Origin of the sequence: Pseudomonas sp. Marseille-P9899, from assembly GCF_903166565.1 — a bacterium.
Classification (GTDB): Bacteria; Pseudomonadota; Gammaproteobacteria; order Pseudomonadales; family Pseudomonadaceae; genus Aquipseudomonas; species Aquipseudomonas huaxiensis.
On the sequence record NZ_CAESCG010000001.1, the window covers coordinates 1,958,796 to 1,975,604 of the forward strand.

A 16,809-nucleotide genomic window follows, 5' to 3' on the forward strand; every position below is an offset into this window, starting at 1 on the left:
TCATTCTCGCTCGACCTGTAAGGAAGGCCGAAACACAGGCCAGTCTGCCAATCCCCTTCCATGGAGCGAGAAAATGAGTCCGTCCCCGGTTCCACAGCGCCATCCCTTAAACATTGCCCTACGCAGTGCGATCCTGGGTTTGGTCGTCAGCAGCTACGCCCTGCCGTCGCTGGCGCAGTCTTCAAGCGCTGAGCCGCGCAATCAGGTCCAGCACTGGAACATCGCGGCCGGCCCACTGGCCCCGGCGCTTGACCGCTTTGCCCGCGAGGCGGGCATCAGCCTTTCCTTCGATGCGGCGAGCGTAGCGAACCGCACCACTGCGGGCGTAAACGGCACTCTCGACACCGCGGCAGCCCTGTCATCGCTGTTGCAAGGAAGCGAGTTGCAGATTGAGCAGCAAGGCCCGAACGCCTATCTGCTGATCCCTCAACCAAAGGCTGCCGGCCCGCTCGAACTCGGCGCCACCGACGTCGAGGACTTCCGCCTCGCGCCCCTGATCGTCAATGCCAAGGTCAAGGTGAATGCCGACGACGACACCAACTCGGTGGTCGCCAAGGAACTCTGGGTCGGCGGCAAGGTGGCGACCAGCATTCTCAACACCCCCGCCTCCGTGTCGGTGGTTACCCGCAAGGAAATGGAGCAACGCAGCGTCAGCACCACGGAAGAAGCGCTGCAATACACCCCGGGCGTGATCAGCGACTTTTATGGGTCGGACGACCGCAACGACTATTTCCAGATCCGCGGTTTCCAGGCCACCACCTACCGTGACGGCCTGACCTTGAGTTCGATGCGCGGCGTGCGCGAAGATCCTTTCGCCTATGAGCGCATCGAGATTCTGCGCGGCGCCAACTCCACCCTGTTTGGCCCGGCGGACCCCGGTGGCTCGGTGAACTTCGTGAGCAAACAGCCGCGCTTCGAGCAGTTTGGCCAGGGCTATGTGACCTACGGCTCCTTTGACCATATCGAGACCGGCGTCGATGTGGGCGATGCGCTCAACGATGACAAAACCGTGGCCGGCCGCTTTACCGCCAAAGTGCAAAACAGCGACCGCGAGTACGACCACTCGCAGGACGACAACCGCCTGCTGATGGGTGGCCTGACCTGGGCGCCCACCGATTACACCTCGGCGACCATGGTGCTGGACTACCTGAAAACCGATAGCTCGCCAAACAGTGGCGGCTACCCGCTGGACAAGGAATACGACCGCAGCGACTTCTATGGTGAGCCCGGCTTCAACTACCACAATGTCGAGCGCACCAGCCTCAGCGGCAACGTCACCCACGACTTCGACAACGGCTTCGTGCTGCGCAGCAACCTGCGTTACAGCCAGTTGACCGACGATTATGGCTACGTCTACCTGAGCGATAACGCCTCGCGCGTCGGCACCACCGTTCCCCGCTATCTGCTGGCGGCGGACAGCGATGCCAACCAGTTCAACGGCAACCTGATGCTGCAATACGATGCCCGCTTCGAGAACATCGACAGCAGCACCCTGGTGGGCGTTGAGTATCTCGACTCGTCGACCAAGGAGCGTTCCGTTTACGACCTGGTGTCCTCGATCGACATCGCCAACCCGGTGTTCACCGGCGTTTCAAGCGCACTTACGCCCTATACCGCGAAAAAGAACGGCGCCACCACCAAAGCGGTATTCCTCCAGCAGAACCTGTCGTTCTACGAGCGTTTCATCGTCACCGCCGGCGTGCGCAACGACTCGATGAAACTCTCCAGCAAGGGCTACAACCTGTACTCCAGCCCAGTGCAATTTGATGATAACGACACCTTCTCCGAGACTTCTTACCGCGGTGCGCTGACCTACATCGTCAACGATGAGGTTTCCACTTACGTGAGCATGGTCGAGTCCGTCTCGCCGCCCCAGGTGGGCGTTACACCGCAGACCGGCAAACAGTACGAAGTGGGCGTGAAGTATTCGCCGATGGGGATGGACGCGCTGTTCTCGGCCGCCATTTACGACCTGACCCAGGAAAACGTCACCATCGCTGTGGTCCTGCCGAGCGGCATCATCGAGCAGCAGACAGTGGGCGAATCGCGGATGCGCGGCCTCGACCTGGAAGCCAAGGCGCAAGTGACGCAGAACGTCAGCCTGGTCGGCGGCTACTCGTACATGAAGTCCGAAGTTCTGCGTGGTTCTTTGTACGACGGCAGCTCTCTCAAGGGTAATGAGTTCACCACCGCACCGAAGCATTCCGCTTCGCTGTGGAGTTACTACAGCGTGCCCGGCACGGACGTCAGCGTCGGCCTCGGCGCGCGCTACGTCGGCGCCTATTACCTGAATGCGGCCAACACTAGAAAAAGCGACGGCACCACGTTGTTTGACGCTGCTTTCAACTACCAGATTGCCAAGGGCACCGAGCTTGCGGTGAATGTCAGCAACTTGCTGGATGAGCAGCATGTGGTGGGTTCCGGTACGGCGAACTTCTATAACCCGGGGCGAGAGGTTACGGCTAAGGTGAGTTACAGCTGGTAGGGCGGTGGGTTAATGCCAATCTGTTAACCCGATTAGGGCTGCTTTGCAGCCCTTCGCGACAACTCGGCGCCCCGACAAGCTCGCTCCTGTAGGAGCGAGCTTGCTCGCGAAGAGCCTCAACAGGTTTAACTGACTGACATTAACCGGTGGGTAAGCCATTTTTCACATAGGGAGTGGCGTCCGCAGTGCAGTGGGCACTGCCGACCTGGCCAAGAATCGGCGAGAGAAAAAAGAAAAAAGGGGACAGACTTATTTCCGTCACCTCATCAACCTCGATGAATAAATCTGTACCTTTTCTCCGCTTTTCCTCCGCTCCACCGTCAAATATCTGGGAAGTTTTGGTCAACAAAAATAACCGCAAATTCTTGAGGGCTACCCGTAACCCCATGAACCAAAGCTTGTCTCAGGTAGCTATCCCACATCAATTTAATCTTCTCAGGAAAAGAATCAGGAAAATCCATCTGCACACTAACAATTTCTTGCCAAGTCCCCTCCATCGAGTACACCTCAGCAAGTTTTGGCTGCATCTGGACTAACAACCTGCTATCTCCCTCCCCCAAAAAACCTAGAACATCTAGAACATAGTTCTCTAAAAGCTTTAAAAAAGGACGCCCTGAGTATCTATTCACACGCACACCTCAATTTATGTCAATTTCTGAAACTAGAATCTTGATAAATCCCGAAAGAGCAGAAGTAACTGAGTAAAAGGTAAATAAAAGAGGATAAATTTATTTTCGCTAACTCATCAGCCTCGAAAAATAAATTTGCCCCCTTTTCCCCTTGCACGTCCTTTCCCTCACCTTTTCGTCCCATTTTATTAATCGCTGCTGCTACCCATCAGAATCCACCGTTTCCCATTGGCGTGGATATCGAAAGAGAATTCCCAGAACACTGGGTAAGCCGGGTGGCCTTTAGAGAGCCAGAATGAACCAACAACGCTGGCTTGATCGAGGTTTACACGCATTAACAGAACCTCTAGAAGCATCAGAATTTCTGAACGCTTTGCTTCTAAATCTTTTGGACCATAGCCCCCATCTCCCAGATGCAGCAATTGCTCTGTGATATCCCTGCGGGCTTCGCTTGCAGCCACATACGACCGACCACCAATAACTACATCCTTGCCAATGGAATTGAACAGTTGCTCCTCAAGTGTTCTACTCAGGTCAAAAGGCCCGTAGGTATTTACCCAGACGGTGTAGTTGAAGCCCTCCAGTAGATGCTCAAGCCTGAGGATTTCATCTGAGCGAGAATCTTGGACGATACGCATGGCGGCTCCATCGATCAGCATTTTGGTCGATATCGTGACGGAAAGCCTAAAGGAACGGTAGGGCGCCACAACTCTTGCCTTTGTCCCAGCCGCTGAGTAGCGCTTTGCGAATTAGCCAATACACCTCCTCTGCTGGTCGGAGGCGACTGCTACCTGATTTCAAAGTATTGTGCGATCAGGGCGATAGCTTTTTTACCATCAGCCTCATAGAGGTTACGCAGAACGGCCTGATCCGCGAGTTTGTGAAGGTAAAAAAATTGTAGAACGCTTGACCGAGCCTCTGTTGCGCAAAGCCCCCTTGGCTCCACTGAATAAGGAACTCATCGTAAGCAACCCTCTCAATTTCCAGCGCTGTGCGACTCTCCATATGACCTTCCTATACCGATTGGCACTACCAGAGCGTATGCAGCCCACTTGACCAGCGCAAGGAGCCAGAAGCAGCCGCTCTTTGCCAATCACTTTTTGTTCATTTTGATGGAACTGCCGATGGACACCATGGATACCAAACAAGAAAACGCCCTTGAAAAGTCACTCAGGCTGGCCGCAGATGAGCCGGCCAACCGCCCTGATTTTTTCAAGACACTGTTGAACTCCACTGTTTACGTCCTCGGCACGACCGGTACCGATGAAGGTCAAGCCAATCTTGAGGCAGGCAGCAGCATCACTATCGCGCATTGGCAAAAGCCCGACGGATCCGCTGTCATACCGTTTTTTTCCTCGTTGCAAACGCTGCAACGATCCATAGATAGCGAAGAGTCCTACATAGAGATCCCGGCCAGATCTCTATTTGAAATCACACAGGGTGCACCTCTTTTCCTTAATCCAAAGTCTCCCTATGGGAAAGAGTTTTTCCCGGATGAAGTGCGCCACATTCTCTCCGATGGGATCGGCCACGAATCGACGCAGCGCACGGTCGAAAAAGACACTCGGGTGCTGCTCGGACAGCCGTCGCAATATCCGTCGAAGATGGTCAGCTCGCTCACCCACTTACTTGCCAGGCATCGCAACGTAAAGCGTGCGTTTCTGGCATTGATGCATAACGCATCGTCTGATGAAAAACCCCATCTGGTCATTGGTATCGAAGCGGACGGCGATGTTGAACTGGCCATGCGCGAAGCCGGTAACGTTGCAGGGGACACGGTCCCGGATGGCGAGGTCGTTGACCTGTACCGCGTTCACCACGGTGAATCAGGTCTTAGCGACTACTTCCTGCATGAAACCGCCCCCTTCTATGAACGCAAGCCGACCGGCTGGCTGCGTTCATTGTTTGGCTTTGGCAAAGCGTGACGGAGCACAATGCAGTGTTAACCGCAGAACAAGCCTGCAAAATCGTGCTTGGCCTTTATGACGGTGCCATGAGAGATGGCAAGCCTGAGCGTTTTGTCATTCAGTCATGTGAGCTTTCCGCCAACGGTGATTACTGGGTTATTCGCAGTAACAGCGAGGATTACGTCGTCCATGGCATGACGGAGTTCTGCTACGTCGGTCTTAACGCGCATCTGATCAACGTCATCACGGGCGAACGTGAGACGGTCGTCAGTTGCATGAGTGTCGATGAATACCTGCAAGACAAATACGACCTGAAAGCAGCGTCTGGCAACCAGTATGTACTGACCCCGGCAATTGACCGGGGCGACAAACCGGCGCTGATCAATTTGCGTCGAAAACTGCAGTGCACCTACCCGCAAACCCTTGCATTGCTGACGGGCAAACAACGACTTTGGCTCACCGGTAAACGCAGGTATCTGGAAGACGCGCAGCAACTGCTACTCAAACAAGACATAACCACACAAATCGAACTAGTGTTTGATCCCGGTGAGGCCGTCGCCATCGGCGTCGAAACCTGGTACATCGAAGCGGTGTTGAAGGCTGTTCAACAGAGGTTGTGCTGAGCCGACGCCAGGGCGCTGCTGGCACTGAACGGTTGATCCCCTGCCCACCAACCTCCACAACGAAGTAACTTCATCCCGCTCAATCACCCCTTGCGCTTCAAACCGCTCAAGCGTCTCTACCGCCCGCTGATAACCAAACAACGCAATCCGCTGAACCATCGAGATGCCAAAGGGCTCGTGCGCTTTCAGACGCGCCAGGAGTTCCATGTCGTTCATGTTTTCTGTCCTTTCATGAAGAGTGTGGTCGTGGAATTAACCGAAGCCCTTCAGGGGGTCGATTTGCGTCAGCACAACCAACAATGTGCTCCGCCCCACCCACCATCGTCTGACCCCACACCCTCTTTTCTGGATTTCAACTCACGAATTGCTATCAAATGGCCCTTACGATAAATTGCGATTAATTCTCAACTGCATGTATTTTGACCATGTCGTCCGACATCCCTTCCCACGCCACACATCAGTCCATTGCCACGCTGTACGGTGACCATCATGGTTGGTTACTTGGATGGTTACGATTGCGCCTGGGATGCTCACATCAAGCCGACGATCTGGCGCAGGATACCTTCGTCCGATTGCTGCTCAGCGAACGTAACGGACCCTATACAGCGCCGTTGCTCAAGCCCCGCTCCTACCTGGCGACCGTTGCACGACGGGTGATGATCGACAGCTTTCGGCGCAAGGCCCTCGAACAGGCTTACCTGCAAGCACTGGCACTGCAACCGGAAGCCCACGTCGTATCACCGGAAGAAAAACTGCTGATGATCGAGGCCCTCCATGCTGTAGATGCAATGCTCGACGGCTTGGGTCGCAAGGTGAAACAGGCATTTCTGCTCTCACAGTTGCAAGGCATTGGCTACAAGGAAATCGCAACAAGGCTCGGTGTTTCTGTCAGTTCAGTTACGCAATACGTAGCCAAGGCAACCGAGCACTGTCTGTTGTTCACACTGGAATACGAACTGTGACCGCAGATGACAAACGCCTTGCCCTGCGGGCCGCTGCGCAATGGCTGGCTCAGCGGACAGGAGCACCGGATGACACCGAGTTGCAACTCGCCTGGCAGAAGTGGCACACGGACAGCCCGACCAACCGATGGGCATGGCAGCGCGTTGAAAACCTCCAGGCCCAGTTAGGCAATTTACCTGGAGCAGTGGCTTATCAGTCGCTCGACCATGCGCCGGTGACAATCCCACAACTGAGCCGACGCTCAGTGGTTAAAAGCTTGATCTTGATCGGCGGGGTCGGTGGCCTTGGCTGGTCTAGCTACCGGCAGGCGCCGCTGTGGCTGGCCGACCAGCGAACCAGGGTTGGAGAGCGACGCGGCCTGCAATTGGCCGACGGCACCCGACTCGTACTCAACACCTCGACGGCCGTGGATATCGACTTCAGTAGCCAGTTGCGGCTGATCAGGCTGCGCGCCGGAGAGATCCAGATAACCACAGGTAAAGACTCGCGGCCCTTCATCGTGCGCAGCGCCGAGGGCGATATACAGGCGTTGGGTACCCGTTTCAATGTCCGCCAAAATAACGCCAGTACTGCTGTAAGCGTGGCCGAACATGCTGTGCAGATTCGCCTTGACGATGGCCAGACACAATTGATCGAGGCCGGACAAGCGATCAATATCAGCCGCCGCAATTTCGGACCGATACAAGCGTCTGAAGCGGGCAGCGAAGAGTGGGTGGAGGGTCGCTTGTTGATTGATTCCTGGCCCCTGTATCGCTTGCTGAATGAACTGAGCCGATATCATTCAGGCTACCTTGGCTACTCGGATGATGTTGCCAGGTTATTGGTGTCGGGCGCTTTCCCGCTGGACGACATCGCCGCGGCGCTCGCCGCTGTCGCTCGTGCGCTTCCGGTTACGGTCGTGCAACGCACACGTTTCTGGACCCGGGTGATCAAAAAAGTCTGACCCGCAAAAAATAAATGCCGACGTTCTGTAGAAATGCCCTCCGCCGTTCGACCTACTCCTGAATTTATAAACCCTGCAAGACATATCAGGAGAATGCATGTACTCCCAGCAAACCAAGGTCGTCGGTGAACGCCAATTTCTGCCGCGAAAATCGCCACTGACCAAGGCCATACTTTCGGCAAGTCTGGCGCTGCACTGTCTGGCCCTGACCCCAAACGACGCCAGCGCCGCCCCGGCTCAAGCCATTACGCAGCAGAAAGTCTTCACCATAGCGGCCGGTCCATTGGGAGCGGCGCTGACCCGTTTTTCCGGCGATGCCGGTGTGGTGGTTTCGTTCGGCGCCAACCTGACAGCGGGGCTCACCACAGCAGGGTTGAATGGGGCGTACAGCACCGAACAGGGCTTCGCAATTCTGCTGAGTGGTAGCGGTTTGCACGCGCAGAAAGTGGATGAAACGACCTATTGGGTATCCACTGCTCCACAGACAAACGCGATGGAACTTAGCCCTTTGAGTATCAAGGGACAGGAAACAGGTAGCGTTACCGAAGGGACGGGATCCTATACCACTGGCACAACCAGCACCGCGACCAGGATGAACCTGTCGATCAAGGAAACCCCGCAGTCGATCAGCGTTGTCACACACCAGCGCATGGATGACCAAGCGCTACAGAGCATCACTGATGTCCTGGAGCAGACACCAGGCGTCACGATTTCGCGCGACTCCTCCGAGCGATTCAACATTTATTCACGTGGTAGCGAAATCACCAAATACCAGTACGACGGCGTGACGACCAGTCTGCAGAACCAGACCCAGACCATGACCCAGAACCTGGCAGACATGGCGATCTACGACAAGATAGAGATCGTCCGTGGCGCTACGGGCCTGATGACGGGTGCGGGCGTTCCTGGCGGCGTGGTCAACATGGTTCGCAAGAGGCCCACCGAGACTTTCCAGGCCAGTGTGGAAGGCAGTGTTGGCCGCTGGGATTACAAGCGCAGCCAGGTCGATGTTTCGGGGCCATTACTCGACAGCGGCAAACTGCGTGCCCGCCTGGTGGCCGCCAAGCAAGACAATGACACCTTTACCGATGACTACAGCCAGGCCAAGGACGTCCTCTATGGGGTGTTCGAAGCCGATCTAACGGACACCACCACCGCCCGCTTCGGCATCGACTATGAGAAGTACAAAGTGCATGGCGTTTCTGGCGTGCCCTTGATGTATAGCGATGGATCTCAAACCCACTTCTCGCGCTCCACCAGTGCCGGCGCGCCCTGGAGCACTACGGAGTTCGATACCACAAACTATTTCTTCAATGTCGACCAGCAACTGGCAGGGGACTGGAAACTGAGTGTCGGTGGAAATTACATGGATGTTAACCGGCACATTTCAGGTGCCTCCGTGTACCCCACCCCGACGTCTGGCGTCGACAAGGCCACGGGCAATGTCACTGCAGAAATCCTGAACAACGTCCAGGTCGACCAGACTCAGAAATCGCTGGAGGTGAATGTCCAAGGCCCGTTCACACTATTCGGCAGAGAACACCAGGCCATCGTCGGCTACAACTTTCAGCGCTACAAGAACAATCACGACGCCTACGGCTCCAGCTACCCGACAGTCAATATCTTCGCCTGGGATCAGGTACAACCGACCGCCAACGACAATCACGTGCTGATTTTCGACACCTACACTATCGAGCGCGGCTATTACGCAGCAACACGCCTGAATCCGCTGGACGATTTCCATGTGATCCTTGGCGCCCGCGTTTCCGATTACACGTTTTATAACCTGACAGCCATTCCAACCTCCACCTACTCGGTCACATCGACCTACGGCACGCACGGCGAGGTCACTCCTTATGCGGGTGTCGTGTATGACCTCACCCCGGAACAGTCGCTCTACGCCAGCTACACCGATATTTTCCAGCCCAACAGCGTTTCGGATATCAATGGCAAAGTGATCGACCCACAAGTGGGATCCAACTATGAGATGGGTTGGAAAGGTGAGTTCTACGACGGGCGCTTGAACGCCAATGCGGCGGTTTATCAAGTCAAGCGCGACAACGCCACAGAACGTGCCGGTAGTGTTTCCGGGGTCAGTTACTACCGTGCCATCAGCGGTACGGAAACCAACGGCTATGATCTGGAGCTCTCTGGTGAGGTGTTGCCGGGATGGAACGTCAGTGGCAGCTACAGCCACTCCCGAAGCGAAAATGCTGACGGTGTCCGTCAACTGACCTACTACCCGTTAGACACCGTCCGGCTCTGGAACACCTACCGCTTTGAGGGCGAGCTACGCGACCTGACCATTGGCGCGGGCCTGCGTTGGAACTCGAAGATGGCGGTCGCCTACACCGCACTCAAAGGCAAGGCTACGCAGGACGACTATTTCGTCGCCGACGCCATGGCCCGTTATCGCTTCAACGATCACCTCTCGGCAACCTTGAATGTCAGCAATATCTTCGACAAGAAGTACTACACGGCCATTCAGACCTTGGCCTACGGCTACTACGGCGAACCACGGAACGCGACGCTGGGGCTGAAATACGACTTCTAAAGTGACGACGATGCCAGAGGCATGAAGTTGTCAGCGAAATGGATTCCGCGACGGGGGGGACAGTTCAACACTGTCCCCCGACAGCCGATAGGTCGTGCCCGGCTTCAGCTGGTGAAGGTATAGCCGGCGCCGACCTGCCAGTTCTTGGCGAGCGCACCGTCGACCTCCAGTTCGATACCCTGACATCCCGATGTGCTCCACCCTCACCCACCATCGTCTGAACCCACACCCCCGCACTCCAGGCATTTCCCGATGCAAGCACTGCTGCAAGACATCCTCGACCAGGTCCGCCCGCTGCTCAGCCACGGCCAGGTGGCGCAATACATCCCGGCCCTCGCGCAGGTAGATCCCAACCAGTTGGGCATCGCCGTGCACGGCCTGGACGGTCAGGTGCATTGCGCGGGCGATGCGCAGACGCCGTTCTCGATCCAGAGCATTTCCAAGGTGTTCAGCCTGGTCCAGGCGATCGGCCACAGCGGCGAGGCGATCTGGTCGCGGTTGGGCTACGAGCCGTCCGGGCAGGCGTTCAATTCGCTGGTGCAACTGGAAGCGGAAAAAGGCAAACCGCGCAATCCCTTCATCAACGCCGGGGCGCTGGTGATCTGCGATATCAACCAGTCCCGCTACGCCACGCCAACGCTGTCGATGCGCGACTTCGTCCGCCGTCTGGCGGGCAATCCGCGCATTGTCAGCGACGCGCTGGTGGCCGAGTCCGAATACCAGCACCGCGCGCGCAACGCCGCCATGGCGTATCTGATGCAGGCGTTCGGCAATTTCCATAACGATGTCGATGCGGTGCTGCGCAGCTACTTCCACCACTGCGCGCTGTCGATGAACTGCGTGGATGTAGCCCGCGCGTTTGCCTTTCTAGCCAACAGCGGTTATTGCCCACACAGTGGCGAACAGGTGCTCAGCCCGCGCCAGGCACAACAGGTCAACGCGATCATGGCCACCAGCGGGCTGTACGACGAGGCCGGCAATTTCGCATACCGCGTCGGGTTGCCGGGCAAGAGTGGCGTGGGCGGCGGCATCGTCGCGGTGGTACCGGGACGCTACAGCATCTGTGTGTGGTCGCCCGCGCTGAACGCCTCGGGCAACTCGCTGGCGGGATTGCGCGCGCTGGAATTGCTGAGCGAGCGCATCACCGGATCGGTGTTTTCGGCGGTGCCGTGAGTGGTTGAGGCATCAAACGAGAGTGCCGCGGGGCTGGCCCGCGCGGCACGTTCGCCTGTTTAGAACTTCATCTCCCACTGCCCCATCAGCGCATGATTGCGGCTGTTGCTGCCCAGTTCGCCGCTATAACCCAGCCCGACCGACTGCCGCGCGCTGACGCCAAGGGTCACCCCGGCTTCAACCACCAGGCTGTCGCGATCCAGCGCACTGCCTTCGACGCTGAACGCATCGCCGCCAGCGAGGAAGGCCTGGCGGGTGCGGGTGTCGAGGCTGCCGTAGGTGTGGCGCCAGCCGAGGCTGGCGCGTGGGGTCAGGCTCATGCCGTTGTCCAGTTGACCGAGATGCGCGAGGCGCACACCGAAGGTGCTGCTGAGGTTGTCCTGGGTATCGGCATCCACTGCCAGCGCGGCGTCGCCGCCCTTTTCGCGGTAGCCGTCGCGGTGGTAGCGCTGGTAGCCGAGGTTGGCGAACGGCTCGGCGCTGAAGCGTCCGCTGCCCAGGGCGTAGCCCAGTTCGGCGAAGGCTTGCTGGCTGTCGGCGTCGTAGTCGCCCTTGATCCGTTCGTTGAAACCGCTGAAGTCCAGGCTGCGTTTGCTGTCGCCGTCGTGGGCGCTGTAGGCGGCGCCCAGACGCAGGGCCAACGGGCCGCTCTGGCGCAGGGCGTAGACGCCGGCGTGCCAGCTATTGACCTTGCCGTCCAGGGCGGTGGCATCCAAGCGAGTACGCGAGTAACCGCCCAGCACGCCGAGGCGCCAGTCGCTGCCCACCGCCCAGTCGAGGCCCAGTACCAGGCCGCCGGTGCGTTGTTTCAGGGCGCTGCCGCCGTGGCTGCCGTCAACTTTGCCGTAGCTGCCGAGGGCCTGGGTCCACAACCGGCCGCGAGCGTTCGGGTCGTTCAAGTCGCGCACGCCTTGTGGCAGACCGGTGGCTGCGAGGACCGGGGTATCCCGTTCATCGAGGCCGACCAGCAGGCCCGCCGTGCTGCCCATCGATTGCATCGCGCTGAGCATGCTGCCGCCGACCTGGGCGCTGCCGGCCAACGTCGCGCCGGCGAGGTTGGCGGTGCTGCTGCCGCTCAGTTGTTCGATGGCGTTGCCCGCGGTGGCGGTGGAGGTATTGAGCAGCGCGTTGTACAGCGCGCTGTCGCTGCCGAGGCTGCCCAGGGCACGGGCGGCCGCGCCGCTGTTGGCGTTCTGGGTGTACTGGGCGAACGACACGTCGTTGCGGGTGTAATCCAGGCCCACCGAGGTGCCGCTATAGCTGAGGCTCGGGGTGAGGAAGGCGTAGTCGCTTTCGACCTTGCCGAAGGTGCCTTGCACCGCACCGGCGTTGAGCACGGTGTAGTGGCTCTTCCACGGGTACTCGCCTGCCGACGGCTGCACGTGCAGGGTCGCGCCGTTGAGGCGGGCGGTGCCGCTGACGGCGATCGGCGCGCTGCTGCCGTCGGCGTTGACGCCATACACCAGGCTCGCGCCGCTGCCGAAGTTGAGGTCGCCCTTGACCGTGGCCACGCCCAGCCCCTTGTTGGTCAGCAGGCTGCCATTGACCGTCAGGCCGCCGACCGAGCCGCCACCGGTATAAACGCCACCGGCATCCACCACCAGCGCGCCGAGGATGCTGCCCTGGTTGACCAGGGTCGCGCCTGCGGTAACGCTGCCGCCCTGGCTGAAATCGTTCTGGCTGCTGAGGGTCCAGCGACCGCCGCTGACCACCAGCTTCTCGAAGTTGGCGCTGTTGCCAAAGCTGCCGCTGCCGTCGAGGGTCAGGGTGTCGATCCCCGCCCCGCCGTCCACCAGGCCGTTGAAGATGCCGCCGGTGGTGACGATCAGGTGGTCGTTGCCGCCGCCCATGCTCAGCGCCAGGCCATTGCCACCACTGAGGATGCCGCCGTTGGTGACGGTGTCATCGTAGTCGCCAATCAGCTTGATGGCGAAACCGCGCTCGCCTTCGATCCTGCCGTAGTTGGTGATGGTGGTCGCGGCGACGCCGGCGCCTTCCGCGCCGTCATCCACCAGGATGCCGTTGTCGACGCTGCGGATCACGCCCGTGGCGGTGTTGACGATGCTGCCGCCGCCCATGGCGATGCCTTCGCTGCCGTTGGGCCGGCCGCCGCTGTCGACGCCCTTGGCGCCGAGGCCCTGAATGGTGCCTTCGTTGTAGATGTGGCCGATCAGGTCGATGTCCACGCCGTCACCGTCGCCGTTGATCTTGCCGTCGGCAATGGCGCCGGTGATCACCCCGCCGGCGTAGTTGAACACGGTGCCGGAACCGTCGGAGCCGAAGCCCGAGCCGTTGCGCCCGGTGACAGTGCCGTAGTTGTACAGGGTGGCGTCGGTCTTCAGGTCGATGCCGTGGCGGTCGGCGCTCACGGTGCCGTAGTTGTAGACAGTAACGCCGGTGGACTCACCAATCTTGATGCCGTCGTACTTCTGGTCCTTGCCGTCCTTGTCCTGTGGTGCGGTGTCGGTGCGGATCAGCCCGTAGTTGGTGATCACCGCGTTGGAGCCGGTCTTGATCGCGTCGTTGCCCACCGAGTGGATCACGCCAGTGGCTTCGTTGGTCAGGGTGGTGGTGAACTTCGGATTGTTCAGGGTTTCCAGGTCGATTGCCTGGCCATCCACGGTGGACTCGATGGTGCCGGCGTTGACGATCTTCAGGCTGCCGCCAGCAACCGGGTTGGTCTGGATCCGCAGGCCGTCGTTGGTGCCCTGGATCAGCGCGCCCGCGCGGTTATTGATGACGAAGTGGCTTTCGTCCTCGCCATCGCTTTTGGTGTCGATGCCACGGGCGACGGTGGAGCGGATGATCCCGGCGTTGTCCACGCTGACCGTGGTGCCGCTGGTTTGCTTGGGCAGGATCACGCCGTCATCGCTGCCGGCAACGATGCTGCCCTGGGCGGTGACCTTGAGGGTGTCGCCCTTCTTCAGTTCCAGCGTGTCGCGGGTGGCGCTGCTGATCAGGTAGTCCTTGGCGAAACCGGTCGGGACGAAAGAGGCACTGGCGAGTGCGACGCAGAGGGCAAGGCGATGCGGCGTGAAGAGCATGGTGAGCGACCGTTATCCTTATTGAAAGGCGCTCAATATGGCAATGGGATATGACGGTTTGATTGATCGGCTCTATCGAGCGGAGCCGATCAGTTGACCGCGTCCCGCGAGCCGGTCTGCTCCAGTTGTTCCTCGAACCAGCGCAGCACCGCCTGACAGCCGGGGTGCGCCGCGCCACTGTCCCTGAGCCATAGTGCGTAGACGCCCTCGGTCTTGAGCGGCTCGCCGAACGGCACGATCAGGTCGCCGCGGGCCAGCGCGTCGTGGGCCAGCATGCGGTCAGTCATGGCCACGCCGAGGCCACGGGCCGCCGCATCGAGGGCCAGGTCATCGAGGTTGAATTGCAGGTGTTTGTAACTGCGCGGATGAGGATCCGCCTGCGCTTGCAGCCATTGGGTCCATTCGTGGCGCGCGGTCGAGCCGTGGATCAGCGCATGGCCGGCCAGATCATCGAGCGAGCGCGGCGGCAACTGACCGTCGCCCAGCACGGGCGCGCAGACCGGAATCAGGTACTCGTCGAACAACGGCGTCAGCGGCCGGCCATCGAGGCCTTCGCGCAGGTACAGCACATAGGCGTCACAGTCGCCGCTGGTGTCCACCACTTCGCCGCTGACCGTCTCGATGGACAGGCACAGTTCCGGGTTGGCCGCGTAGAACGAACTCAGCCGCGGCAACAGCCAGCGCACCGCCAGCGAGACGAAGATTCGAATGCGGAACGGCCGCTCCGACGACGGCGGCGCCAGCCGTTCGCCGAGGGCGCGCAGGTCCTTGAGGATCGCGCAGGACAGCCCATACACCTCGCGCCCCGCGTCGGTCAGCGCGACCTTGCGGCTGGTGCGGTCGAACAGCGCCACCCGGTAATGCTCTTCCAGTTGCTGGATCTGCCGGCTGACGGCGCTCTGGGTCAGGTGCAACTGGCGAGCGGCTTCGGTAAAGCTGCTGCTGTCGGCGACGTGGACCAGCGCCTGCAGGGCCTGGAGCGACGGTGTTCGAAAGAAGTTATCCATGCGTTTTCAGAATGCTTGAATGAATTTTTAACGTTAGAAGACTGCCGCCAACGCTCGTAAATTAGGGCTTGTTCAGTGTCTGGCGATATAAATTCCAATAAGCCAGGCGCATTGATTGTGGAGAGCCCGATGTCAATTGACAACCGCTGTGGATGGATCGCGCTGGCCGGCGAATCACCGCCCCGGCCGCGCCTCGAGCGCAACCTTCAGGCCGACTGGCTGATTATCGGCGGCGGGATCACCGGCTTGTCGGCGGCGCACAGCCTGGCGGCGCAGTTCCCCGACCAACGCATCGTCCTGCTCGACCGCCAGCGCGTGGCGCAAGGCGCCTCTGCGCGCAACTCGGGCTTTGCCGTCAGCCACGAATTGCCGACGGCGAGCGAACTGCTCGGCACGCCCGGCTTCAACGGCTATCAGGTCGCCTCGCGAATTGGCGTGGCGGCCGGCCAGGAGCTGCGCCGGCGCATCGACGAACTGGCCATCGACTGCGAATTCGATGACGGCGGCTATCACTTCGCGGTGCACAAACCGGAGCACCTGCGCCACGCCGAAGCGGCCATCGAAACCCTCGCCGCCGTCGGCGCCGACGCCCGCTACCTGGAAGGCGACGCCTTGCGCAGTCGCCTGGGCAGCGAGTTCTACGCCCGCGCCATCCATTGCGCCGGCGGCAATGCGTTGCTGCAACCGGCGCGCTATGTGCGCGGCCTGGCCGACAGCCTGCCGCCCAGCGTGAAGGTGTTCGAGAACAGCGCGGTGCTCGACCTGCAACGCAGTGGCGGCCACTGGCACGCACGCCTTGAAGCCGGTGAAGTCCGGGCGACCCGGGTGCTGGGCTGTGTGGGTGCATTCGTGAACCGGGTCGGCGTGCGGCGCAGCGGCACCTTCCCGCTCGAACTGAGCGCCAGCATCACACGGCCGCTGAGCGAGGCGCGCTGGCAGAGCCTGTTTGCCGAGCGCACCTGGGGTGTGCTGTCGACCTTGCCGGGTGGCGCCACGGTGCGCCTGCTGCCGGGTCGGCGCCTGCTGATCCGCAACACGGTGGAATACCGTCAGGCCGACCTCGACCGCGCCGGCTTGCAGCGTCGCCAGCATGAACACGTGAAGGGTTTGCAAAAGCGCTTCCCCGGCCTCGACGCCAGGGACCTCGAATACACCTGGACCGGCCACCTGAGCGGCACGCGCTCCGGCGAGCCGTACTTCGCCCGGGTCGACCAGGACTTCTACGCCGTGTCTGGCTGCAACGGCTCGGGCGTGGCCCGCGGAACACTGTGGGGCCGCTTGCTCGCGGACATGGCGATCGGCTCCAGCTCGCCACTGCTCAGCGATGTCCTCGGCCAGGCCAACCCCGGCTACCTGCCGCCACGGCCCTTCTTCGACGTCGGCGCGGTTGCGCGCATGGCCTGGGAAGTGCGCCGTGCCCGGCTGGAACGTTGACGAACCCGGCGTTCGCGCCCCTTGCCACAACACTTGCAACAACAAAA

General features: G+C 59.9%; 12 protein-coding genes and 1 pseudogene. 8 read left to right on the plus strand and 5 right to left on the minus strand.

All coding sequences use genetic code 11. From position 1 onward, the window contains the following. Nucleotides 1–73: 73 nt before the first annotated feature. Complete coding sequence (locus HWV67_RS08380; RefSeq protein WP_175650778.1) at nt 74–2,485, plus strand: TonB-dependent siderophore receptor; 2,412 nt, start codon at nt 74–76, stop codon at nt 2,483–2,485. 320 nt (nt 2,486–2,805) lie between these two features. Here the strand turns inward: HWV67_RS08380 and HWV67_RS08385 are convergent, their stop codons facing one another. The 3 genes and pseudogenes from HWV67_RS08385 to HWV67_RS31640 form a co-directional block, all read right to left on the minus strand. Continuing rightward, nucleotides 2,806–3,114 carry a hypothetical protein gene (locus HWV67_RS08385; protein ID WP_175650779.1) on the minus strand — a complete coding sequence of 103 codons (309 nt, stop codon included), beginning with the start codon at nt 3,112–3,114 and terminating at the stop codon, nt 2,806–2,808. A gap of 188 nt (nt 3,115–3,302) precedes the next feature. Next, on the minus strand, nt 3,303–3,752 hold the full coding sequence (locus HWV67_RS08390) for a hypothetical protein (protein ID WP_175650780.1): 450 nt from the start codon (nt 3,750–3,752) through the stop codon (nt 3,303–3,305). A 149-nt stretch (nt 3,753–3,901) separates the two neighbouring features. Then, nucleotides 3,902–4,119, minus strand: a pseudogene (locus HWV67_RS31640) (hypothetical protein). 119 nt (nt 4,120–4,238) lie between these two features. Between HWV67_RS31640 and sseB the strand changes: the two are divergent. From sseB to glsB, 6 genes are all read left to right on the plus strand, one after another. Then, nucleotides 4,239–5,039, plus strand: coding sequence for an enhanced serine sensitivity protein SseB (gene sseB / locus HWV67_RS08395; RefSeq protein ID WP_175650781.1), 801 nt, complete (start codon nt 4,239–4,241; stop codon nt 5,037–5,039). A 14-nt stretch (nt 5,040–5,053) separates the two neighbouring features. Continuing rightward, complete coding sequence (locus HWV67_RS08400; RefSeq protein WP_256680040.1) at nt 5,054–5,644, plus strand: hypothetical protein; 591 nt, start codon at nt 5,054–5,056, stop codon at nt 5,642–5,644. A 425-nt stretch (nt 5,645–6,069) separates the two neighbouring features. Then, nucleotides 6,070–6,606, plus strand: a complete 537-nt coding sequence (locus tag HWV67_RS08405; RefSeq protein ID WP_175650783.1) for a sigma-70 family RNA polymerase sigma factor — start codon at nt 6,070–6,072, stop codon at nt 6,604–6,606. Beyond that, nucleotides 6,603–7,550, plus strand: coding sequence for a FecR domain-containing protein (locus HWV67_RS08410; protein WP_175650784.1), 948 nt, complete (start codon nt 6,603–6,605; stop codon nt 7,548–7,550). Before HWV67_RS08405 ends, HWV67_RS08410 begins: the two co-directional genes overlap by 4 nt. 97 nt (nt 7,551–7,647) lie before the next feature. Further along, complete coding sequence (locus tag HWV67_RS08415; protein WP_175650785.1) at nt 7,648–10,104, plus strand: TonB-dependent siderophore receptor; 2,457 nt, start codon at nt 7,648–7,650, stop codon at nt 10,102–10,104. 252 nt (nt 10,105–10,356) lie between these two features. Next, a complete protein-coding gene (gene glsB, locus HWV67_RS08420; protein ID WP_175650786.1) occupies nt 10,357–11,277 on the plus strand; it encodes a glutaminase B in 921 nt (306 codons plus the stop codon). A gap of 59 nt (nt 11,278–11,336) precedes the next feature. Here the strand turns inward: glsB and HWV67_RS08425 are convergent, their stop codons facing one another. Both HWV67_RS08425 and HWV67_RS08430 read right to left on the minus strand, forming a co-directional pair. Then, nucleotides 11,337–14,321 (minus strand): autotransporter outer membrane beta-barrel domain-containing protein, encoded by a 2,985-nt coding sequence (locus tag HWV67_RS08425; protein WP_175650787.1) that lies wholly within the window; start codon nt 14,319–14,321, stop codon nt 11,337–11,339. Nucleotides 14,322–14,410: 89 nt separating this feature from the next. Then, a complete protein-coding gene (locus HWV67_RS08430; RefSeq protein ID WP_175650788.1) occupies nt 14,411–15,328 on the minus strand; it encodes a LysR substrate-binding domain-containing protein in 918 nt (305 codons plus the stop codon). Between the two features lie 135 nt (nt 15,329–15,463). On the opposite strand from HWV67_RS08430, the gene HWV67_RS08435 reads away from it, so the two are divergent. Then, on the plus strand, nt 15,464–16,762 hold the full coding sequence (locus HWV67_RS08435) for an NAD(P)/FAD-dependent oxidoreductase (RefSeq protein ID WP_175651000.1): 1,299 nt from the start codon (nt 15,464–15,466) through the stop codon (nt 16,760–16,762). The last annotated feature ends 47 nt before the right edge of the window (nt 16,763–16,809 follow it).

Bases quoted from the DNA above. Each gene is read 5' to 3' on its own strand.
- HWV67_RS08380 (WP_175650778.1), top strand. From the start codon at position 74: ATGAGTCCGTCCCCGGTTCCACAGCGCCATCCCTTAAACATTGCCCTA.
- HWV67_RS08390 (WP_175650780.1), bottom strand. From the start codon at position 3,752: ATGCGTATCGTCCAAGATTCTCGCTCAGATGAAATCCTCAGGCTTGAG.
- sseB (WP_175650781.1), top strand. From the start codon at position 4,239: ATGGACACCATGGATACCAAACAAGAAAACGCCCTTGAAAAGTCACTC.
- HWV67_RS08405 (WP_175650783.1), top strand. From the start codon at position 6,070: ATGTCGTCCGACATCCCTTCCCACGCCACACATCAGTCCATTGCCACG.
- HWV67_RS08415 (WP_175650785.1), top strand. From the start codon at position 7,648: ATGTACTCCCAGCAAACCAAGGTCGTCGGTGAACGCCAATTTCTGCCG.
- glsB (WP_175650786.1), top strand. From the start codon at position 10,357: ATGCAAGCACTGCTGCAAGACATCCTCGACCAGGTCCGCCCGCTGCTC.
- HWV67_RS08425 (WP_175650787.1), bottom strand. From the start codon at position 14,321: ATGCTCTTCACGCCGCATCGCCTTGCCCTCTGCGTCGCACTCGCCAGT.
- HWV67_RS08430 (WP_175650788.1), bottom strand. From the start codon at position 15,328: ATGGATAACTTCTTTCGAACACCGTCGCTCCAGGCCCTGCAGGCGCTG.